Annotated in this window: 22 protein-coding genes and 1 pseudogene; 11 read left to right on the top strand and 12 right to left on the bottom strand. The window is 46.4% G+C overall.

Annotated elements, in window-relative coordinates; all coding sequences use genetic code 11:
• Positions 1–119: 119 nt before the first annotated feature.
• From CKQ84_RS09920 to CKQ84_RS09910, 3 genes are all read right to left on the bottom strand, one after another.
• Positions 120–989, bottom strand: a complete 870-nt coding sequence (locus CKQ84_RS09920) for a hypothetical protein (RefSeq protein WP_105251116.1) — start codon at positions 987–989, stop codon at positions 120–122.
• A gap of 240 nt (positions 990–1229) precedes the next feature.
• The gene (locus CKQ84_RS09915) at positions 1230–2099 is read right to left on the bottom strand and encodes a hypothetical protein (protein ID WP_105251115.1); all 870 of its coding nucleotides are present in this window, start codon (positions 2097–2099) and stop codon (positions 1230–1232) included.
• A 183-nt stretch (positions 2100–2282) separates the two neighbouring features.
• A complete protein-coding gene (locus CKQ84_RS09910) occupies positions 2283–3155 on the bottom strand; it encodes a hypothetical protein (RefSeq protein WP_105251114.1) in 873 nt (290 codons plus the stop codon).
• A 630-nt stretch (positions 3156–3785) separates the two neighbouring features.
• Between CKQ84_RS09910 and CKQ84_RS24015 the strand changes: the two genes are divergently transcribed.
• Complete coding sequence (locus CKQ84_RS24015) at positions 3786–3971, top strand: YceK/YidQ family lipoprotein (RefSeq protein WP_234420970.1); 186 nt, start codon at positions 3786–3788, stop codon at positions 3969–3971.
• Between the two features lie 165 nt (positions 3972–4136).
• Here CKQ84_RS24015 and CKQ84_RS09900 read toward each other — a convergent pair whose 3' ends face one another.
• Positions 4137–5258, bottom strand: a complete 1122-nt coding sequence (locus CKQ84_RS09900; RefSeq protein WP_105251112.1) for an aminotransferase class V-fold PLP-dependent enzyme — start codon at positions 5256–5258, stop codon at positions 4137–4139.
• A 4-nt stretch (positions 5259–5262) separates the two neighbouring features.
• On the bottom strand, positions 5263–6441 hold the full coding sequence (locus tag CKQ84_RS09895; protein ID WP_105251111.1) for a monodechloroaminopyrrolnitrin synthase PrnB family protein: 1179 nt from the start codon (positions 6439–6441) through the stop codon (positions 5263–5265).
• A 264-nt stretch (positions 6442–6705) separates the two neighbouring features.
• On the opposite strand from CKQ84_RS09895, the gene CKQ84_RS09890 reads away from it, so the two are divergent.
• From CKQ84_RS09890 to CKQ84_RS09875, 4 genes are all read left to right on the top strand, one after another.
• The gene (locus CKQ84_RS09890; RefSeq protein WP_105251110.1) at positions 6706–8049 is read left to right on the top strand and encodes an anaerobic C4-dicarboxylate transporter; all 1344 of its coding nucleotides are present in this window, start codon (positions 6706–6708) and stop codon (positions 8047–8049) included.
• 190 nt (positions 8050–8239) lie between these two features.
• Complete coding sequence (locus CKQ84_RS09885) at positions 8240–8905, top strand: CHAP domain-containing protein (protein ID WP_105251109.1); 666 nt, start codon at positions 8240–8242, stop codon at positions 8903–8905.
• 12 nt (positions 8906–8917) lie between these two features.
• The gene (locus CKQ84_RS09880; protein WP_105251108.1) at positions 8918–9508 is read left to right on the top strand and encodes a hypothetical protein; all 591 of its coding nucleotides are present in this window, start codon (positions 8918–8920) and stop codon (positions 9506–9508) included.
• A 37-nt stretch (positions 9509–9545) separates the two neighbouring features.
• The gene (locus CKQ84_RS09875; RefSeq protein ID WP_105251107.1) at positions 9546–10058 is read left to right on the top strand and encodes a M23 family metallopeptidase; all 513 of its coding nucleotides are present in this window, start codon (positions 9546–9548) and stop codon (positions 10056–10058) included.
• Between the two features lie 19 nt (positions 10059–10077).
• Here CKQ84_RS09875 and CKQ84_RS09870 read toward each other — a convergent pair whose 3' ends face one another.
• Positions 10078–10269, bottom strand: a complete 192-nt coding sequence (locus CKQ84_RS09870) for a DUF2986 domain-containing protein (protein WP_105251106.1) — start codon at positions 10267–10269, stop codon at positions 10078–10080.
• A gap of 424 nt (positions 10270–10693) precedes the next feature.
• On the opposite strand from CKQ84_RS09870, the gene CKQ84_RS09865 reads away from it, so the two are divergent.
• On the top strand, positions 10694–12871 hold the full coding sequence (locus CKQ84_RS09865; RefSeq protein ID WP_105251105.1) for a TonB-dependent receptor: 2178 nt from the start codon (positions 10694–10696) through the stop codon (positions 12869–12871).
• Positions 12872–12924: 53 nt separating this feature from the next.
• Here the strand turns inward: CKQ84_RS09865 and CKQ84_RS09860 are convergent.
• Positions 12925–14127, bottom strand: a pseudogene (locus CKQ84_RS09860) (IS3 family transposase).
• Between the two features lie 500 nt (positions 14128–14627).
• On the opposite strand from CKQ84_RS09860, the gene CKQ84_RS09855 reads away from it, so the two are divergent.
• Positions 14628–14840 (top strand): DUF1107 domain-containing protein, encoded by a 213-nt coding sequence (locus CKQ84_RS09855; protein WP_006083486.1) that lies wholly within the window; start codon positions 14628–14630, stop codon positions 14838–14840.
• On the opposite strand, the gene CKQ84_RS09850 is transcribed toward CKQ84_RS09855, so the two are convergent.
• Positions 14837–15058: a cell division protein ZapB gene (locus tag CKQ84_RS09850; RefSeq protein ID WP_006083484.1), complete on the bottom strand. Its 222-nt coding sequence runs from the start codon at positions 15056–15058 to the stop codon at positions 14837–14839. The two genes, CKQ84_RS09855 and CKQ84_RS09850, sit on opposite strands and share 4 nt — an antisense overlap.
• A 179-nt stretch (positions 15059–15237) precedes the next feature.
• Here CKQ84_RS09850 and CKQ84_RS09845 point away from each other — a divergent pair, with 179 nt between their 5' ends.
• Complete coding sequence (locus CKQ84_RS09845; protein ID WP_105251104.1) at positions 15238–16731, top strand: Na+/H+ antiporter NhaC family protein; 1494 nt, start codon at positions 15238–15240, stop codon at positions 16729–16731.
• Positions 16732–16812: 81 nt separating this feature from the next.
• Complete coding sequence (locus CKQ84_RS09840; protein ID WP_105251103.1) at positions 16813–17166, top strand: RidA family protein; 354 nt, start codon at positions 16813–16815, stop codon at positions 17164–17166.
• 160 nt (positions 17167–17326) lie between these two features.
• Here CKQ84_RS09840 and CKQ84_RS09835 read toward each other — a convergent pair whose 3' ends face one another.
• Together CKQ84_RS09835 and CKQ84_RS09830 are read right to left on the bottom strand one after the other, a co-directional pair.
• Positions 17327–17668: a hypothetical protein gene (locus CKQ84_RS09835; protein ID WP_105251102.1), complete on the bottom strand. Its 342-nt coding sequence runs from the start codon at positions 17666–17668 to the stop codon at positions 17327–17329.
• A gap of 13 nt (positions 17669–17681) precedes the next feature.
• Positions 17682–17954, bottom strand: a complete 273-nt coding sequence (locus CKQ84_RS09830; RefSeq protein ID WP_105251101.1) for a Rho-binding antiterminator — start codon at positions 17952–17954, stop codon at positions 17682–17684.
• A gap of 229 nt (positions 17955–18183) precedes the next feature.
• Here CKQ84_RS09830 and CKQ84_RS09825 point away from each other — a divergent pair, with 229 nt between their 5' ends.
• Entirely contained in the window at positions 18184–19275 is a 1092-nt protein-coding gene (locus CKQ84_RS09825; RefSeq protein WP_105251100.1) for a branched-chain amino acid aminotransferase, read from the top strand.
• 57 nt (positions 19276–19332) lie between these two features.
• On the opposite strand, the gene CKQ84_RS09820 is transcribed toward CKQ84_RS09825, so the two are convergent.
• Entirely contained in the window at positions 19333–19500 is a 168-nt protein-coding gene (locus CKQ84_RS09820; RefSeq protein WP_006079767.1) for a YqaE/Pmp3 family membrane protein, read from the bottom strand.
• Positions 19501–19759: 259 nt separating this feature from the next.
• Between CKQ84_RS09820 and CKQ84_RS09815 the strand changes: the two genes are divergently transcribed.
• Entirely contained in the window at positions 19760–20929 is a 1170-nt protein-coding gene (locus CKQ84_RS09815) for a GGDEF domain-containing protein (protein WP_105251099.1), read from the top strand.
• 26 nt (positions 20930–20955) lie between these two features.
• Here CKQ84_RS09815 and CKQ84_RS09810 read toward each other — a convergent pair whose 3' ends face one another.
• Positions 20956–21648, bottom strand: coding sequence for a TIGR01621 family pseudouridine synthase (locus tag CKQ84_RS09810; protein WP_105251098.1), 693 nt, complete (start codon positions 21646–21648; stop codon positions 20956–20958).
• Positions 21649–21675 lie beyond the last annotated feature (27 nt).

The raw sequence follows: 21675 nt of genomic DNA, 5'->3' as shown, positions 1-21675 counted from the left end.
ACTCACACGGCTTGTACTTAATGTCTTCTCACCCTTGACGACCTCGCCGCTAAAGGTCTGTTAGCCTGTATCCAGATAATGGTCGTAATTAGCGCCAATAACAGGCGCGAGAAAAAACGTTAACTGGGCAGGGGATTCTCAGGGGCAAAATCTGACAATTGGACTGGTTCGCCGTCACGGGTGCCAACTTTAGAGAGGCCAACTATTCGTTCATTTTTCAATAAAAAGAGTTCCGACCCCGGTAATTGCTTCATCAGTAGCGACAACACTTTATGCATATCTTCGGGATGGCAATAACAGTCGAGATTTGAATAATATCCGAAATAAAACCTGTCTGTATCACAGGATATATATGGCCTCTTGTGGGTCACTTTTATCATATGGGGGTGTCCACGCTTGATAGCACTTATTGAGGTGGTTTCTACATTTTTAAAACCAGTAAAGAAAAATGCCCCCAGAGCCATTCCGCCTGCACCAATCAGCGCTGCTGGGCCTAAAAAGGCCACCCCAACAATACAAACCACCACCCCAAACCAAGCCAGCCCACGCACTACCGCGTAGGCGGCATCCGGTATAACGTCATGATAGGTGGTAACTAACCCCTCGGTGGTGAGCCGATAATGGTACTGTTTGTCGGCCAACCAGAGGTAGCGCATAAATGGCCCAAAAATCATCACTATGATGAGAAAATAATACCATTGCTCAAATCCATACCAGTATGTCACCAACCCAACTAGAGCCGTAATCCCGCACGGAATAAGGACCATGATCCACCCAATGCCATACACAGTCGCCACCCGAATATCCCACTCATAAAGCGTGGGCGCCTCTCGCACCCGCTGCTGACGCAACTGATAGAGCCGGTCTTGCTCCTCTTGGGGTAATTGCAGGTACTCACTGCGCGGCAGGTCTTCATACCGACTGTCGTCTAACGGTTGTGTCTCTTGCTCTGTCGACGCCAACTGCTGCGGCGCTGCTCTCTTATTCATATAGCGATTCCTTTGCTGTGCCCACGGTACTGCATGGTCATCGTTAACCTACCCACACGGCTCGTACTTAATGTCTTCTCGCTCTTGACGACCTCGCAGCTAAAGGTCTGTTAGCCTATATCCAGATAATGGTCGTAATTGGCGCCACCCTAACACAAACAGACCTGTCAGCATCTTGGTGGTAAAGCTGCCACTGATGGACACCGAATCTCGCGCCAATAATAGGCGCGAGAAAAAACGTTAACCGGGCTGAGTATTCACAGGGGCAAAATCTGACAATTGGACTGGTTCGCCGTCACGGGTGCCAACTTTAGAGAGGCCAACTATTCGTTCATTTTTCAATAAAAAGAGTTTCGACCCCGGTAATTGCTTCATCAGTAGCGACAGCACTTTATGCATATCTTTGGGATGACAATAACAGTCGAGATTTGAATAATATCCGAAATAAAACCTGTCTGTATCACACGATATATATGGCCTCTTGTGGGTCACTTTTATCATGTGGGGATGTCCACGCTTGATAGCACTTATTGAGGTGGTTTCTACATTTTTAAAACCAGTAAAGAAAAATGCCCCCAGAGCCATTCCGCCTGCACCAATCAGCGCTGCTGGGCCTAAAAAAGCCACTCCGACAATACAAACCACCACCCCAAACCAAGCCAGCCCCCGTACTACCGCGTAGGCGGCATCCGGAATAGCGTCATGATAGGTGGTAACCAACCCCTCGGTGGTGAGCCGATAATGGTACTGTTTGTCTGCAAACCAGAGGTAACGAGCAGATAAGCACATTATTAGTGCCATGATAATTAACCCTATACCCAAGCTAGTATCGCCAGATAGCAAATAGCACCCTATAAGTGCTAAGCAACCACACGGGATCAGGAAGGTTAACCAAAATAGACCATAGACAGTCGCCACCCGAATATCCCACTCATAGAGGGTCGATGCCTCGCGTACCCGCTGCTGACGCAACTGATAGAGCCGATCTTGCTCCTCTTGGGGTAATTGCAGGAACTCACTGCGCGGCAGGTCTTCATACCAACTGTCGTCCAACGGTCGTGTCTCTTGCTCTGTCGACGCCGACTGCTGCGGCGCTGCCCTCTTATTCATATAGCTATTCCTTTGCTGTACCCACGGACTGCAAGGTCACCGTTAACCTACCCACACAGCTCGTACTTAATGTTTTCTCACCCTTGACGACCTTACCGCTAAAAAGTCTGTTAGCATCTTGGTGGCAAAGCTGTCACTGATGGACACCGAGTCTCACGCCAATAACAGGCGCGAGAAAAAACGTTAACTGGGCTGGGTATTGTCAGGGGCAAAATCTGCCAGTTGGACTGGTTCGCCTGACTCAAATGACGCAAATGGTACGCCATCTAACACGCGCTCATTTTTAAATACACGGATTTCAGAATCAGGTAACTGCGTCATCAGTAATGACAAGATAGTGTGCATCTTATCCAATGGGCAATGAAGACGAATACTTGCACGTAAGCCCATTGTTCGTACGTCCGATTGGCAGGCAATAAATGGACGATTCCGCGTTACCTTAATCAAATGACGATGCCCATTTTTTATAGGACTCTCGTAAGTAGTCTCTATATTTTTAAAACCGGTGAAGAAAAATGCCATCACAGCAAAACCACCCGCGCCGACCAAGGCGGCCGGGCCTAACAACGCCACCCCGACAATACAAACCACTACCCCAAACCAAGCCAGCCCCCGCACTACCGCGTAGGCGGCATCCGGAATCGCATCATGATAGGTGGTAACTAAACCCTCGGTGGTGAGTCGATAATGGTACTGTTTGTCGGCCAACCAGAGGTAGCGGATAAATGGCGCAAAAATCAATGCCATGAAAAAAAAACCATACCATTGGTCAGACTCATACCAGTACGCCACCAAGCCAATCAGCACCATTATCCCGCAGGGAATAATGACAACGAGCCACCCCATGGCATACACGGTCGCTACCTTAATATCCCACTCATAGAGGGTGGGCGCCTCACGCACCCGCTGCTGACGTAGCTTATTGAGCCGGTCTTGCTCCTCTTGGGGTAATTGCAGGAACTCACTGCGCGGCAGGTCTTCATACCGACTGTCGTCCAACGGTTGTGTCTCTTGCTCTGTCGACGCCGACTGCGGCGGCGCTGCTTTATTGTTCATCCTGTTACCTCTCGGTAGACTCTACTTGTAGCGTGGCCATCGCCAAGCAGTAAATCCAGTCATCCATTTTAAATCAGCAACATAATATGCTCTCGGCCTACCCTCAAGCGAATATTTACTGAAACAGTTTTAAGGAAAGTAATAAAAGTAGCTAGATGGCCAGTGAGGGAAGTGGAGACTGATTTTAAAGAGTATGTTCAAAACTCATCTGAGTTCTGCGAGGACACGGCATACAAACCTCCATGATTAATACCAATCCAAAACTATAGTCGCCGTTAACAACTAGGTTATTGAGCTTGGTTGTATCTCGTTTCTGTTGATGAATAATTGACAGATATAATCATATAGTTAGAATTCCAAGCTGTTGAAACAGAACAGGTTGGCGTCAAATGAAACCTGATCTGGTTCCACATCACTAACGCTCTCAGTTGATCAAGTGAGTAGATCATACCGAAGCAATGCAGTTTTTCACATATAAACAATGGAGTGGTTATGCGTTGGTTGACTTGGTTGGTCGTGTGCTGTTCTCTCACGGGATGTGCAACGATAACGTCGAGGATGGGAGAAGATTCAACTTGGGGCCACTCTTTCTCAAGTGTGCAAACGGCTGTTGATAATGGCGAGGAGTGTATGATTATCTCCGCGTTGGCGGCCCCGCCCTTGCTGCTCTTTACCATCCCGCTGACACTCGTTGATATGAGCAGTGCGTTGATCATCGATACTGTTATGCTACCTGCAGATTTAGCGATCACGCCCAGCGATCCCAAGCTCCACACCCCGCGACCCATGGTCTGCCGCTATGACTATAAGATTTAAGCATGATCGCACCCAATAAATAACCTCAAGTTGCCCGTGTGACGGTGAGTTAACGCCAGCATACGGGAACGACCATGTCGCGGTTTGCCTCCCAGAGTGTTGTGCCTTGTTAGTTGTAATTACGTGGTACAACTTAGCCTAGCAAGCCATTTTAAATCATTTAAGTTAGCGATTTGCTTTAATCACATCAAGTAACAACTTGATATCAGCCATATTGTTATAAATATGCGGAGAAATCCGGATCCCCATACTGCGGGCGTCGACACTAATATTCGCGTTCGCCAATGCCGTCATCATTTGATGCTGCTGTTTACCAAACTGCAGAATAAGCGTACCGCTGCGCTTTTCAGTATCCCGCGGCGACACAAACTCATGGTCGAGCTCTTGCGCCACAGCATCAATCAATTGCTGATTGTATTTACGCAGCAACGGAGTACCTAAACCAGCAAGATAATGAATGCTATGGGTGGCAATGGCATAAGGCGCGATTGATGGTGTCCCTCCCCAAAAGCGCAGCGCGGAATGCTGGTAACGAAAATCATGGATATCAAATTCGAACGGATTCTCGTGGCTAAACCAACCCACATCCTTAGGCTGACAACTCTCCAATATGGCGGGATTAACCCAAAGATAAGCAGCACCAGGGCCGCCGCAGAGCCATTTCACACTCGAACCGATTAAAAAATCGGGTTGTAGGCGCGCGAGATCCAGCGGAATAATCCCCGCCGATTGCGCTACATCCACTAAGCTCAAACAACCTCGCTCACGGGCTATAGTGAAAATATTGGCTAATGGCGCCTGCTGCCCCGTATTCGAGTAAGCATGGCTGACAAACACCAGATCCACATCGCGGCTGATATGCGTATCCCACACATTAGGATCGGTGATATCGAGCCCTTTAGGAATAAAGCGTACTTCGCAACTGGCAGGCAGCGCTTTTTTAAGGGCAAAACCCATGCTGGGAAAATCAATCTCACTCATTAACACAACGGCGTGTTCGCGGTTCAATCTGTCGAGGGACATGACAATTTTAGTCAGCGCACTGGAAAGATTGACCTGAGGGCAAAAATCCTTTTGGTGGCCGTTAAATAGTTTAGATAAAGCAAAGGTAAAATCATCAATCACACCCAACCACTGGCCCCAAGGTTCACGCCCCGACTCCTGCCAAGGCGCAAAAAAGGCTTCTTTAAAGACCTGCTCGGTCGATTTTAATGGCCGGCCAACGGAATGGTTTAATAGATATCCTGGACCTGCTAGGTAAAAGTCCTTTTTAAAATCTTCAAACATAGTGTTATCTCAAACTCTCTTTTAGTTTTTTAATATCACAATAACGAGTCCGAATATCGCTGCGCTGAGCGGCGGCGCGTCTGTCTCTGAGTCGCTCCAATGAGCCGAGTAGCACATGCAGTGGCGGACCACTCGCGGTAACTTTAGCTAAATGCTGCTGCTCCATACTTGTCGAAGGCTCAGCTATATATTTAGTTACTAACTCATTATGATGCTGAATCGCAGTCTCGCCATGTAATTCGCAGACTTCGATAAAGAGTCGCAAGTTTTCTTGATACCAATCTTGGGTTGAGCAGTCTTTTGCCTGCAGGAAGTCATCCATCAAATTCGGCCGACGCATGCACTCACGCAATATCTGTTGATCCTCTGGCATCATGTACAAAAACTTGTCCACCAGCATTTGCGAGTAGGAAGCTTCATTGGCGAAACAAAGACCTAGCGTTAAATCGATGACATTAATTCCTGCAAAATCCCCGGCGTTAGCGCCGCGATAAATGACCGAGCCCACCCGATAAGGTTTGTAGTAAGGGCGAACACAGTAAAAGAAACGATCCGTATCTAATCGATTGAATAATTGGGTATTCGACTCAATCACATCCTGTAATGCTTGTTTCGCGACTCGCAGTAAATCGTGACTGATGGGATGGGAAATGCCCAAAGGCTGGATCTTCAATAGCGCATCGGCGGCGCGTTTATAGGCCAAAATGCCCTTAGTGTTGTAATCCACAAACAGCTTTTCGGCGCTCAGATCGGTAAAGCGCTTATAAATGCCATTGTGGGCACGATTGTGCGTGGTTAAATGTGCGGTGGCAAAGCGCGGCGTGACGCCTATTGAAGCGCCAATATGCATGGCGAGCGCAGAAGCCTCAGCTAATGGCGATGTCGTTTCCCGCGAGGGCTCGGTAATTTCATGGCGCCGACAGGCCGCCATATACAAGCCCACATTGCCGAGTAAATCGAAGGCACTGTCGAAACCTTCATCAGTATTCCCCTCATCGAGCAAGGTCTTAATCAACTCTCGCCCTTCGCTCTCCAGCGCCAACTTAGCTTCTGCGCCGATATCGAGCACATTGGCCCGATCTGTTTGTTGGTAGTAAAGCTGTTCTAGCTCGGAATTGAGTTCCACAAAGCGGCTGCGGATCCAATCATCAAAGGCTTCGGTATTAAAGGTGGCAGGTTTCACGGGCTTATCCTTGAGTATTGTTATCGTTCTTTTAAACGGAGTGAGCTCAAAGCGTTAGCCCAATCCGTAAAACTCGTAACCAGAATGCAACTTATCGCCACATGTTTCTAGCGTTAGGTCAAATTTCCGAAAAAACTAATGCCATTTTTTATTTACACCATGCGCCAGCGCAATTTTTCAAACACTTTTACTCCGCAGAATGTTCCTGAAGACACTCATCACTCAACTAATAGCTAAGCGGTAAGTTCCGCAGAGGTAAATCGGATGATTTTAATGGAATTTATAGTAGTGCTTAGCTGCCTACTGCTAGGTACCCGCTACGGCGGCATGGGATTAGGCCTCATCAGCGGTATTGGCTTATTTTTACTGATTTTTGTTTTCGGTTTAGCGCCGGGACAACCGCCAGTGCAAGTTATGCTAACCATACTTGCAGTCATTGGCTGTGCAGCCGTATTGCAAACCGCGGGTGGATTAGATGTGATGATGCAGTATGCCGAGCGCTTACTGCGCCGTCATCCACAATACATCACGATTCTAGCGCCGCTGACCACGTGGACGCTGACCTTCCTTTGCGGTACTGGCCATGTGGTTTACACCATGTTCCCGATTATTTCCGATATCGCGCTGAAGAAAAATATTCGCCCAGAGCGCCCAATGGCGGTGGCCTCTGTCGCCTCACAAATGGCGATTTGTGCTTCGCCCGTGTCGGTAGCGGTGGTGTCTATGGTGTCGATTCTGGCATCACAACAGGGTGTAGGCCGCGCTTACAATCTGCTCGAAATTTTAATGGTGTCAGTGCCAGCATCGCTTTGCGGTGTCATGGCTGCTGCACTTTGGAGTCTGCGTCGTGGTAAAGATTTAGATAAAGATGAAGAATTTCAAGAACGCATTAAAGATCCAGTCCAAAGAGCCTTTATCTATGACAAGAGCGAAACCCTGTTAAATCAAAAATATCCGAAGGAAGCTTACTGGGCAACGGGGATTTTCTTCACCGCTATCGCTGCTGTGGTACTGTTAGGTTCATTTAGTGAATTACGTCCCGCCTTTGACGTTAAAGGTAAATCGACCTTGCTCTCGATGAACTTAGTGATCCAGATGATGATGTTAATTGCAGGTGCATTTATCCTGATGACCTGTAAAGTCAAACCGACTAACATCTCTAACGGTCCCGTTTTTAAAGCGGGCATGGTAGCAATTTTCTCAGTATTTGGTGTGGCGTGGATGAGCGATACTTTCTTCATCAGCCATATGGATGTACTGCAGGAAAACCTGTCCCATGTAGTACAAAGCCAGCCTTGGACCTATGCCTTAGTGCTGTTTCTCATCTCTAAGCTTGTTAATAGCCAAGCGGCAGCACTCACTGCAATCGCACCTATGGGACTCGCCTTAGGGGTCGATCCAAAACTCTTAATCGCCTTCCTCCCTGCAAGCTACGGTTATTTCGTGCTACCAACCTATCCAAGTGATCTGGCCTGTATCGGCTTTGACCGTTCAGGTACGACTAAAATAGGTAAGTTCATTATTAACCATAGCTTTATCATTCCAGGCTTTATCGGTGTAGCGACAGCATCGGCTGTCGGTTATCTACTCGCAACCGCTTTACTCTAACCGCCACAAATAACAAAGGCCGCTGATGCGGCCTTTGTTTTAGATAACCTTAGATCACACAAAAGTATTAACCTGTGCCAATATAAAACCCATACCCTAGACGTCCATGTTCTTCAGAACATAAAATACGCAGCCCGAAAGTGAGATAAGTATCTTACTCAACAACTCTTTTTAGCTTGCCGTACTAAAGATGATTAGACGCTTATCCATTCTATTAGCTTTTTTCGCGATACTGATGGGGCTCGTATACTGTGCCTACAGTCTGATAACTCGGATTAACTTTAATTCCCACCATCAAGTAGGAGAAGTCATCGACACTCTAAACGGGGTTAATATCTATTATAACGGAGGAGTTAATACCCATTCAGGACGCAACCTATCTATAGATGGTTATAACTTAGGTATTCAATATCAATGTGTTGAATTTGTTAAGCGCTACTTTTACCAACGCTACCAGCATAAAATGCCTGATGCTTTAGGCCATGCTAGAGACTTTTTTGATAACAAGTTAAGCGATGGCATGTGGAATGAAAAACGCGCTATGCGGCAATACACTAATGCGAGTCAGACCAAACCTATGCAGGATGATCTACTCGTGTTTTCTCCATGGATATTTAACCCCTACGGTCACGTTGCAATCATTGCCTCAGTTACCGATAGCAGTATTGAAATTGCCCAGCAAAATCCCGGCCCCTTTGGCCCATCACGCGAACGGTTGGCATTAATTCAACAAAACGGTCTCTGGTATATTGATGCGCCTCGAGTAAAAGGTTGGTTAAGATGGCAGGCCCCGGAAATCACAGCATCCCCGATAGCAGAATCCGCAAATACGCCATTCACCAGTAAAGTTCACTGAGAAATAACAATAATGTCAGTATTAACTTGGATTAAACAACGCCTTGCGCGTAATAGTGATAGCCTCGAGCAATCTAGGCCACAAACTGAGTTACACACTGTTTTTCATCAAACCCAGATGCCCAATATCAGCTTGCCAATCATACAAACCTATCCACTCGTTGTACCTATGGACAGAGCAGATATTTTTGCTTATCAATTGCATTGCTTGCTGACTTACCAAGGGAAAGAGGCCTTAAACACTTTACTTAGCCAGGCAGGCTTTAACATATTGCCCGAGCAAACGGTCAACTTTAACGGTTTTATCGAACATCCAACCCAAGCGACCTGCGTATTACTGAACCAATATGACGATTTTGCGGGTGTGTGCATAACCTTAGTGACCAATGACAAACCCTTGCTAGAAGCATTAATCAGATTCAAATCTGCCCCGCCCAATCCATGGGAAAGCTTTCCTAATATCGATCCCGATACCCTCGGCAGTCTTCAAGGTAATATCGACTTTTGGTGCAGCTATTTTTGGCGCCCCTATTGGCTATCACTCTCAGAAACTGAGCGCTTGCAATATCCTGAAAATTGGCGGGAATTTAGCGAGTTTCATTAAAACTTAAGGTACGCAAACACTTAATGCAGGATAAAAAATGAAATTGAAATATGTTGGATTAGCACTGACGTTACTGCTACTTGGTGGTTATCTGATCCCTGAGTCACCCGCGATCCCAGTAAAAGGTGCCAGCAGTAAAGATTGGAACAGCCAAACCTTTTGGTATGAACCTTGGGGTCCATCGGGCGTTCACAAGGGGATAGATATTTTCGCCGCCAAAAACACCGCAGTGATTGCGCCAACGCCTATGCTGATCTTGTATCGAGGTGACTTCTTCAAAGGAGGAAATGTGGTGGTTGGTTTAGGTCCTAAATGGCAAATTCATTACTTTGCCCATTTAGCCCAAATTGAATCAGCCACAGGATTGATTACCTACCAAGGTGACACTTTGGGTACTGTCGGCGATACGGGCAATGCACAAGGTAAACCGCCCCATTTGCACTATTCCATTTTGAGCTTATTGCCTAAACCTTGGCTGATGGATACTTCAACCCAAGGTTATAAAAAGGCCTTTTATCAAAACCCTATCGAGTATTTAACTGCACTATAGGCTTAACGACTTACTTTAATCAGCTTATTGGCAGTCCAATATCAAGCTGAGGTTCTGCGGTTTTTGATGGGGTTTCATGCTCAACTGCCGCAGCTAATGCTTCTCTCTCTGCCTTTGCAATATATTTAGGTTTATTGCTAGATTGCAGTTTGGCATTGGCCTTTTTTGCCTTGCTCTTCAAGGTTTGATTAATCTTCTTTTTACGGTTCATCAGAGTACCAATGCGAGATACAGTATAAAGGGGTGCGATTATAGCCTTCCATCAACACGCCAGACAATCGAAAGCACTAAGGCAAACGCGTAGCCCAATCAAATAATCAAACCTGCGACTAAAGCATAGGTCTCCTAAATCAAAGACAAATGCCAAACAAGGTAATGCCTTACCGACATAAACTCGCACTATATGTATGTCCTTTACGGTAAAACCTCTCGATACCGAGTGCTGTGTCGCAATTTATTCATACTGTCGTCAAATCATGCAATTTCCTGTATGGCGTGACTAGACAAGCTGTAATTCCTCCCCTAAAATCGCGAATAATAAAAATCGTTATCATTTGCAATACAATTTAATGGAATATTAACCTATGCCAAGGGAGCCGGTGTAACAAACTCATTCGCCCTTAGCAGGAAGTTATATGACATTCAAAACCTCGTTTGTTGCTTTAGCCGTATTGGCAGCGTTAACCCAATCCGCTGCGGCCCAAGATGCCACCGACAACAGTCCAAACAACAAAAATAAAGACATAGAAAAAATCACTGTCACCGCGAGTCGAATGGATAAATCTCCCAGCTCGATCCCCAATACTGTCACTATCATCGACCGTGCCCAATTAGAAGAACAGTTCCGCACCACTAAAGATTTATCGACTATTATCGGTAACTTAGCGCCTAGCTTTTCACCGAGCCGCCAGAAGATGAGTAACACAGGTGAAACCCTGCGTGGTCGTCCGCCATTGATTATGATCGACGGAGTGCCTCAATCGAACCCACTTCGCAGTGGTGGTAGAGAGGGACAAACTATAGATCCTGCCATGATTGAGCGCATCGAAATCATTCACGGCGCCAATGCCATGCACGGTCTCGGTGCCCAAGGCGGCATCATCAACTACATCACTAAAAAGCCAACAGGCGACAGCGAACAGGTTGCTAGTTTCGATGTCACAGTGCCTGATTCAATGAAATCCAATGGCTTAAGCTTTGGTGCTAGCTATGCGTTTTCTGGCGAGTCAGAATTTATCGACATGATAGGTTCGGTTAGCTACCGCAATAATGGCGTCTATTACGATGCCAATCATAACGTAGTGGGTGTCGACACGACTCAAGGCGAGTCGATGGATAGTCAGAGTAAAGACTTCTTCATCAAGCTTGGCCATAACTTCGATGAGTCTCGCCTTGAATTAATGGTTAACCATTACAATGCAGACAACAATGGCGATTGGATGCCCGTTGTAGGTGACAAGCCCAATGGTGTCCCCACAGGTGCAGTTAAAGAAACTCAGCCATGGGAAGCCGCCAACAACCAAGTGACCACCACAAGTTTGACTTACACCCACGCCAATATTGGTGGTCAACAACTTAGCCTACAACTCTTTAATCAAGATTTTAAAGCGGTTTATGGCGGTGGCTGTTTCGACAGTTTCTACGATCCATCCTTCGAAGGCAGCGATCAAGTCATCCAATGCGGTATCGGCAGTAAAGGCGAAAGCTTGTACTACGAGCAATCGCGTAACTCTTCGGTTAAATGGGGTTTAAAAAGCGCCTTGATCGCTAAGGATATTGCCGGCTCAGGAATTGATGCGGCCTACGGTGTCGACCTTTTCCGCGACACCACTGAGCAAGACTTAGTAAAAACTGGCTTTTCATGGGTTCCCGAAAGTACCTATGACAACGTTGCGCCATACTTGCAGTTAGATTATGACTTAATTGAAAATTTAACCTTATCGACCGGTGTTCGTTACGAACATGCCGAGTTAAGTGTCGATGACTACAAAACCCTATGGGGTGCAGGCAATAAGCAAATTGCGGGCGGTTCAGCCACCTTCGATGAAACCTTATTTAACGTCGGTATCTCTTATAAAATCACTCCTGACATTCGTGTTTATACCAGCTATAACCAAGGTTTTGGCATGCCGGATATCGGCCGAATTCTGCGTGATGGTAAAAGCTTCCCCGGCGACAATCCCAGCATAGATGGCTCACTGGCGCTCACACCGATCGTCACAGATAACGTTGAAGTCGGCGCCGATTACCAAGGTAAATACTTAAGCGCTAAGCTAGCTTACTATCGTTCCGCCACTGATTTTGGCTCACGTTTGGCCTTAAATAGTGATGGTTTCTACGACGTGAAGCGTGAAAAGAGTGTGATCGATGGTATTGAAGCGAATGTCACCGCCTACATTACCAGCAATGATGATCTCGGCATGAATATCGCCTTCCAGCAGGGCGAATACGATTCAAATGGTGATAGCCAAGTCGATACCGATCTCGATGGTGCTAATATTTCGCCAAACCGTATCAACCTGTTCTGGACCCATAACTTCGATAATGAAATGTCGACCCGCGTTCAAGCCAATTACTACATGGACCGCGATTTTAAAAACGCGGCGGGCAACAAGTATGCAGAGTTTGATGGCTACACGACAGTCGATGCTTCCTTCTCTATGCCGCTTTACACTGGCACCCTGAGCCTAGGTTTGCAAAATCTATTTAATAAGGATTATTTCAATTATTACTCACAAACCATGGGTACAAATGATCGTTATTTCAAAGGGATGGGGCGTACTGCAACAATAGGCTACACCTTGCCTTTCTAAGTGAAAGACCCATTTTGTGTCTAGTCCTGAAATAAGTTGACACTTATTTCCACCTAAAACGCCTGATGAACCTCATCGGCGTTTTGTATTTTAAGGTCAAATGGGGCCGTCGTTGATTATAGATGGCGACCGCTTCTGCCACCATCTGTCGCGCCTCCTGCAGCGTTGCTGGCTTATGTGTTAAAAACTCCTGCTTCAATATACCATTTACTCGCTCTGCTAACGCATTTTGATAGCAGTCATATCCGTCTGTCATTGAGCATGTCACGCCATGATGAGTGTGAACCGCTTGATAAGCGTTTGAGCAGTATTGTATCTAGGTCTCAGCGGTTTATCTTTGTCTTACCGCTGCCTCAGTGCCTGTTTGTACGCTGTTAGCACACCATCTGTTTTGAGATTATCATCAACATGATAACCCGCGATTTTTCGTGACCAGGCATCGGTCACCAGGCTTCAGTAGGCTTCATTATTTTGCAGTGGCAGATAGGTAATATCAGCCACCCAGACTTGTTCTGAGCGAGTGATGTCCACTTGTTGCTCACTGGGCTTAAGCAAGTTGGGATGACACCGAAATCGATGATGACTGTGAGTCGTTTTATGGTACGCCCGTTTAGGCGCGACCAACAAACGATGCGCTCTGAGGCTGCTAAATAACCGGTCTCGCCCAATCACTATTTGATGCGATTTATTCAGTAAATATTGTAACTTGCGTGTACCTATTCGAGGTTGAAACAAGCGTTCATATTGCACCGTTTGCAATACATGTTGCTCCCTCTGCTCTGATATTTTTTGCCGCTGACATTGCTGATAATACGCCTGACGGCTAATCCCGAGGTAGCGGCAGCATTGGGTGACGCGATACCCTATGGCCGTTTTTTCTTGGAGCGTTTCGCGCGTGGCTTTTTTACGACAGAAATCCCGTAGTCAGTGCTAAGTTTTTCGACAATGGCTTCGAAGAACGCGGCTTTCATGCGGGTATCCTCAAGTTCGGCTTCGAGTGCTTTTATCTTTTGCTCGGGAGTGAGAGTGGTGGGCTCAGTCATTAAATGTCCTCGCATTGATGTAGACGGTGTCCCTTGGGACCAATCCAGTTTTCCATGTTTGCGAAGCCAAACTAACACGGTGGAACGACCTTGAATACCGTACTTGTCTTGGGCCTGCTTATAGGTCAGCTCGCCTTTTTCAACTTGGTCGACAACGGCCAATTTAAAAGCGAGGGAATAATCACGTTGAGTTCGTTTAATTGTTGAAGTCATTACACTCTCCAAAATGAGTTTGAAAAGTGTCAACGCTATTTAGGACGGGTCAATTGCATTTAAAAAGAGCCTAAGGGCTCTTTTTTATTGGGCGGTTGGCAACAACAAGGCAAATAAAGCTTTGATAGGGATCTTAACGTACTGAGTTAGGCCTCTGTAGGCTAGTCGTTTGAACTTATGGAATAAAGACGAGGCAAAAAATGGGCAAAAAAAACCGTACTTCTTGTAAAAGAAAGTACGGACTTGAGCCAGAGGACTCATTTTTACCCTGAGTAACGCTAATAATTTAGCAGAGCGTCAAAAAATTGGCAAGTGACATTATTATGGCGATCTTCTTTTTTACTCACAGGGTGACATATTCATAGTTTAACTAAATCAAACGATTAAGTATTTTTGGCGATAAAAGATGAAAAATACCATTCTAACGATGAAACTCAAGTGGCAAAGCTTCTGTCAAACAACTGTAATCAATAACAACAAGAATGCTTGTAGGTGGTCATATGAGAGTTTTTCCTGTCTACGCACCTAAGCTTATCGTTAAGCACGCGCGTATTTTTCTCACTGGTGTTATTTGGGTTAAAGATTTAGGACGATTGGAATTTGAGAAGGGACGGTTTTTACTGCCAAGAAAAAGCCTGCCAAAAGTGAAGCAGGCTATTTTAGAATTGAACGAACTGATCGAAGCGCAGCATCATCAAACTAATGCAGTTTAGATTTCGCTGTTTAACAAGCCAACAAGGCCAGTCACTTTTTCGTTCCAAGAAGTGAGTTCTTCTTGTAGTTGCTGGTTTTGCGCATTCAATTGTTGATTGTGCTCACTCAGCGTAGACGCTTTTTGCTTCTCTTCTTCAAGCTCCATTTTTAGAAGCTCGATAGTTTCGAGTGCAGCCTGGATTTTGGTTTCCAGTTTGGACAGTAATTCAAGGCTCATCTGGAGAGTCCTATGGTTTCTGGATGGGACTGTGATTCTAGCAGTGCCTAGAACTTAAGGAATAGCGATTCTTGCCGTTTGGTTAAAAAACACCCTATTACTGGGTTCTAAATTAAGTTTTTTTGCATTTGTTATTAACTCGTTAGTATTCTTGGTTTTATTTTTTATCGGAATGGTCCATGTCGCCTAGTTTGCTCGCCATACTCCCGCTACTGTTGACCTTAACCTTAGCCCTATTTTTACGCCGCACACTGGTGGCGTTAGGTGTAGGTATTGTCTCTGGTGCCCTATTAATCGCCCAATTTGATCCTCTGCAAACTGGGTTGTATTTGCTTGATATAGGTGTAAAACAATTTTATGCCCAAGGTGCTTGGCAAGCGTGGCATCTCAATGTGCTGTTCGCCATGTTACTCCTCGGTAGCATGACGCAATTGTTAGCACGTGGTGGTGCCGTGGGTCAGTTTGGTGATTGGCTATATAGCCGTATTCGTACTGAACGTCAGGCGCGTCTTGGGGTCGTATTTCTTGGTTGGTTAGTGTTTATCGATGGGATTTTCAGTTGTCTTGCTGTCGGCCATGTGTGTCAGCCGCTCAGCCAGCGTTATGGTATTCGCCATGAGCAGCTCGCCTATTTAGTTGATTCCAATGCTTCGCCTTTATGCGCGCTATTGCCTTTCTCCAGTTGGGGCCCCTATGTGATGGCGCTTATCACGGGGATCAGCTTTTTGCCCGTGTCGCCGCTGGAAGCCTTTATTGAGGTGGCCTTATTTAACTTTTACGCCATCGTGACCTTAGGCTTGTCCGTACTCGTCGCTTGGTATGGCGTAGGTTTTCACTCTTTTGTTGCTGTTACTGCTGTGGAATCCTCCAATACGGTCGAGGTTAAGGGAAATCCTTGGCTGCTCGCAATCCCTATGCTGACTCTGCTGTCTGCTTCAGTGGGATTAACTTTGTGGTCTGGGGCTCAGCAGGTCTCTTCTTGGGATGTGTCACTCTGGCTTGCTAAGGCTGATATTGGCGCTTCTATGCGCGATGCTTGTTTGTTGGCAACCTTAGTCACTCTTGCCATGTTAGGCTTGTCTGGGCGACGTTTAACGGCATTAGTGGGGGATTTGAGCCACGGAGTTCGCATGATCGCCTTCGCCATTGCGATTTTACTCTGCACTTGGATGATTGGCGCTGTGATCCAAGATCTTGGCGTCGCTAAATTGTTGGCTGCTTGGGCTAAGGCTTATCTTTCTCCGCACCTGCTGGTAGCGGGAATGTTTTTACTCTGCGCGATAATGGCTTTTGCGACGGGTTCAAGCTGGGGAACATTTGCAATTATGATCCCTATTGGCGCAGAGATTGCCCATAACTTAGATCCTCATTTGTTGTTACCTGTACTGAGCGCTGTGATGGCTGGGTCGGTTTTTGGCGACCACTGCTCGCCCATTTCAGATACCAGCGTGCTCAGTGCGACCAGCTCAGGTTGCGCTCCCCATGACCATGTGGTGACTCAGTTGCCCTTTGCTTTGATCGCGGCATGTGCAGCCTTAGTCGGATTTCAATTAGTCAATTTAGCCGTGGCGACGCCGTTAGTGTGGCTGGCCGTGGTGAGCTGTAGCCTAGGATTATTTGCCTTGATGGCACGTTTTTATTCACCTTTGCCCAGATTCGTGGCGCAGACATAAAGCCAGTTTATCGCTAAAATAGCCGATTCGGTTCTTGCTGAACCATTTATTTAAGTGCATCTGATTTAAGAGATTATCAATATGAGTATTGCCCGTTTAGATGTAGGTACCCGCATGAGCAGTATAGTGATCCACCAAGGTACTGTTTATCTGTGTGGTCAAGTGGCGAAGGACAAGTATCAAGGCATCACCGAGCAAACTGTCACTATGCTTGAGGAGGTCGATACCTTGTTAGCGCAGGCGGGAAGTTCGCGTGAGCATTTACTGTCAGCGACTATTTATCTGAAAGATATGGGTGATTATGATGCGATGAATGCGGTATGGGATGCTTGGGTGCCTAAAGGTCATGCGCCAGCCCGTGCTTGTGTGCAAGCCGCTATTGCCGAGCCAGAATATTTGGTTGAAGTCTCAGTGATTGCGGCGGTTGCGGTTTAAGCGCTAAGCTATTTTTCGTCCCGTTTAGAAGCCTGTTTCGATCCCTATTTCGAATCCTGTCACCGAGTGTCATGACTCGGTGAAGCTTTTCCGCAATACACCTCGCTAACTAAACTGTATTGTTCAGCACGCCACTCTCTTCTAACAAAACCCTTTAGCTTTAACCTAATAAGTATTCCATTAAATGTGCAGGGACAAGCGGCGGATGATCCCCATATTGTTCTGAGAGTGCGCTGGCGATAGTCTCAATATCTTGTTGGGCTAGGCCTTGTTCGATAATGGCAAACGCCCAAGGAGCCTCGGTTTTGAGGTTGAGGAAATAAGGCGTTTCGACAAATTGTGCGAGTGAGTAAGCGGAGCCTCCTAAACCATGCCCCCAACCTTCGCTGACCTGAAAGGGTCTATCCAGATGTGCCATATCAAATTCAATGAGATGGGGGTATTGGCCGTTATGCCCACCGATCCAATGACCGATTTCAACCGATAAAATCATAGTTGCCATGTTATATCCTTTGCTAGGGTTGCTTGGCCGCAATGAGTACTCGGCTAAATTCAGCATTAGGCTCGAGGGGTGTGATGGCGGCGATATGGTCGAGTCTAAGGGATTGTTTAGTTTGTTGCAGTTGGATGATAAGCCACTCAGTTTTGTCGGCTCTTGTCTGCGTGGTGATGGCTTTACCTTGGCACTGGGTGCCATCAATAAGCTCAATGTTGAGTTGATAACCACGCAGACAGGCGAGTTCGAGATAGTCGTAGTGGGCGCAGGGGATCATTTTATAATCTGACATAGGATCATCTCATTGGGAGTTCGACCCTATTGTGGCAAAAATACTTGCCATTGGCATTAGGTGTGACCCAATGCGGATTGTTTTATCTAGTATCTAAGGCAGTGTAAAAGACTGAGCCAAGCATGTTAGCGAGTTTTTTATTTGCTTAGACCTTTAGATATGCGCGCCCCTCTTGACTTTATTCCTGTCGCTCCCTAGTCTGCTTGTTCAGTAATCAAGGTGGTATGCGATGGAAATAACCTACAATTTAAAACTTGCGTCCGAGCGCCGTACTGAGCAATTCAAGCCCGAGGGGAATGTGGGCTTTGGTAGCCTCAGAACCGATCATATGTTTTTGATGGATTATCATGATGGACAATGGTGCGATCCGCGCATCGTTCCTTATGGACCATTTGAAATGGCACCGGGTGCAATGGCGTTGCATTATGGCCAGTCGATCTTCGAAGGCGCGAAAGCCTTTATGCACGAAGATGGCGAGATTTATACTTTCCGCATTAATAAGAATGCCGAGCGGATGAATCGCTCCGCCGATATCGTCTGTATTCCCAATATCGATGAACAAATGCAGATGGATGCGATCAATGCGTTGATCGATGTCGATCGCCTCTGGTTCCCGATGCAAGAAGGCGCGTGTCTGTATATTCGTCCTTTTATTTTTGCGACCGAAGACCGCCTCTCTGTGAGCCCAAGTTCGCGTTATACCTTCTGTGTCGTGTTAAGCCCAAGTGGCGCTTATTACGCGGCTGGCGTGAACAAAGGTATACGCTTACTGATCAGCAAAACTTTCCATCGTGCAGTATCGGGTGGCACTGGCGCCTCAAAAGCCGCGGGTAACTATGCGGCTTCGTTGCGTGCGGGTAAAGCGGCGGCAGCCTTTGGTGCATCGCAAGTGCTATATCTCGATTCAACCAATCAACAGATTGAAGAAGCAGGCGCGATGAATCATTTCCACATATTAAAAGATGGCACTGTGATTATTCCAACCTTCACAGATACTATTTTGAAGTCGATCACCTCGCAATCCATTATGGAATTGGGTGAGATACTCGGTTGTGAAGTGCGCCAAGAGACTGTCATGCTTGATAAATTTATCGCTGATATTGAATCTGGTGAAATTATTGAGGCGGGTGGTTTTGGGACGGCGGCTGTGGTTTCTGCTGTGGGCTCCTACATTTTTGAAGATGGCCATGTTGTCACTGTCGGTAATGGTGAAGTGGGCGAGCATGTTCAGCGTATCTATAAACTGTATACCGAAATCCAAAAGGGCCATATTAAAGGTCCTGAAGGCTGGGTTAAGCGTGTTGAACGTTTAGCAAAGTAAGGAATTTGTGGTGATGTTTAAAGGCTCCTAGGAGCCTTTTTTATATTTCAAGGCAAATTATGCCTTGGTCACGACCCAGAGTGCGTGTAATAAACCAGGGAACCAGAACAGTAAACATAACACGATGTTTATTAGCAGATCTTTACCCGCTCCCGCCTTCAAAAATACAGCAACTGGCGGCAATAAAATCGCAATAATGACTAAAAGTAGTTTATTTGTATCCATAACAGAACATCCTCAAAACGGAGATTGTAGGCAAATCAACAAGATCTAACTTCGCAGGAAGACTCAGAATTTGCAAACCTTTTAGTTTGCAAGGCGTAAATAATCCCAGCCGCAGCCTAAATGAAGGCCCTTACCATTCCCTAAAATGAAAAAGGATATTCAACCCATTATCCGTCCAGAGTAGACTAAGATATCCAGTAAACTCCAACCGAAAATCCCTAAAAGCATCTATAGTTAAAGAAAAATATAAAGTAAAAGAATGATATTTGATCCCCAAGCCTTATTACTCATCAAGTTTATTTGTCTGCTTACTAGCACGGCTGCCGTCGCATGGGGACTCATTGCACAACCTTTAAAAATTGCCACTCAAGCCAGTATGCGCTTTTCTCTGGCGAACTTATTCGTCCTCCTTGGCATCATACTCAACAGCCAACGCACCGAAGCCTCCAGTTACTTTTTTTGGTTCTGCTCGGATATGGCGATTTTATTTGGCTTCATTCTAGCGCGTTGGGGAACAAAGGCGCTTTTCAGACTCAAGCCCAGCGTAAAATCGGATCTTATTCTTTTAGCACTCACCGCTGGTGTGATGCTCTTGGTTCCACCTAATTTCAGCTCCGAACGCATTTTGGCCATCGTATTCTCAGCCTGCGCCGCGCTCATTTTCGCCATGTTAACTCGAGATAACTATCTTGCCATCAAACGCGATACGGGTAATCGAGTCGCCATCGCTATGGTTATGCCTTTAGTCGCCATGGTCGGTATTTTTATCATTCGTATCTTTATCGCCTTACTCTCTCCCGAAGAAAGTCCGATGTTTATCGCCATGCACACACAAGAAGCCATACCTGTGCTTTGGTTCTATGTCTTTCTGGCCCTATTGATCAATATCGTGATGATAGGTAATGCCATGACGCGGCTTGTCAGTAAAATCCGCATGTTAGCGGAGCGGGACCAACTCACAGGCCTGTGGAATCGCCGTGCTATGCATAAGTTTTTAAACAATATCCATCAACGCTGGCTGCGGGATAAAGTACCTTACAGTATGATTTTATTGGATCTTGATCATTTTAAAGACATAAACGATCAATACGGGCACGATGCGGGCGATCTCGCCCTGCTGACGGCGGCGAGACTGTTTGGATCGGTATTGCGAGAAAATGACGCCCTATGTCGTCACGGTGGAGAGGAGTTTCTAGTGATTTTACCCGCAACTGATGCTCCCGCGGCCAGAGTCGTCGCCGAGAAATTGCATCAAGTACTTAAGGATAATTCATTTATATGGCAAGGTGTTACGATAAAAATCCATGCCAGTTTAGGTTACGCCACGATTTATCAAGGATGCCAACCTGACAAACTACTCATTCAAGCAGACCAAGCTATGTACCGCGCAAAATCTGAGGGCCGAGACCGTATTTGCCAAGCTTGTTAGGCTTTTGCAACATAACGCTGCAAAGATTAATCTCCTTTCGCAGGCCAAGCCAAAGTATCGGGCTCACGCCATGAAACTAGCGCCTCAGTGACACCTTCAGCGTCAAAATGCTCACCTTGAGTCGGCAAATCCCGATAAGCGTAATCACGCCAACCTGTCACGTCATCACCATAGCGAAAATGCAGACAATATGCATGCAGATAACACCGATCCGCGGCCTCTCCGCCGTATAAATCATCCCCTAAAATGGGTACACCTAAGCTCGCCAAGGCGACTCTTAATTGATGGGTTTTACCTGAGTGAGGTTTAAGCAAATATAAACGCAATCCCTCGCCAACACTCAAGGAGAAAAACTGCGTAATCGCTGGATTCTCTTTAGTCCGCAGTAACTTAAACATGCTACGACGCGACTTTGCCATGTCACCAATCACCCAGCCTTGCTTCTTCTTCGGCTTGCCTTTCGCGAGGGCGAGGTAATATTTCTGCACTTTATGGGCGGTAAACAGCTCAGTAAATTGCTTGGCGGCGACCGCACTCTTAGCCAGAATCAACAGACCGGACGTGGGTGTATCGAGTCGATGAACAGCAAAAAGCTTAATCCCTAAATCTTGCTCAGCCTGCGCCACCACGCCTGCAGTCCCATCCTGACTGTGGAAATGCACTTTGGCTGATTTGGAAATAACAATAAAATCAGCCTCATCGGCTATGATTTGATACATGGAGTACTCGGCGTTGTAATGCGGACA

The organism is Shewanella sp. WE21 (genome assembly GCF_002966515.1).
In the GTDB taxonomy this organism is placed as follows: Bacteria; Pseudomonadota; Gammaproteobacteria; order Enterobacterales; family Shewanellaceae; genus Shewanella; species Shewanella oncorhynchi.
The sequence above is the reverse complement of the archived record's forward strand: the minus strand, read 5'-3'. Positions and strand labels throughout refer to the sequence as shown.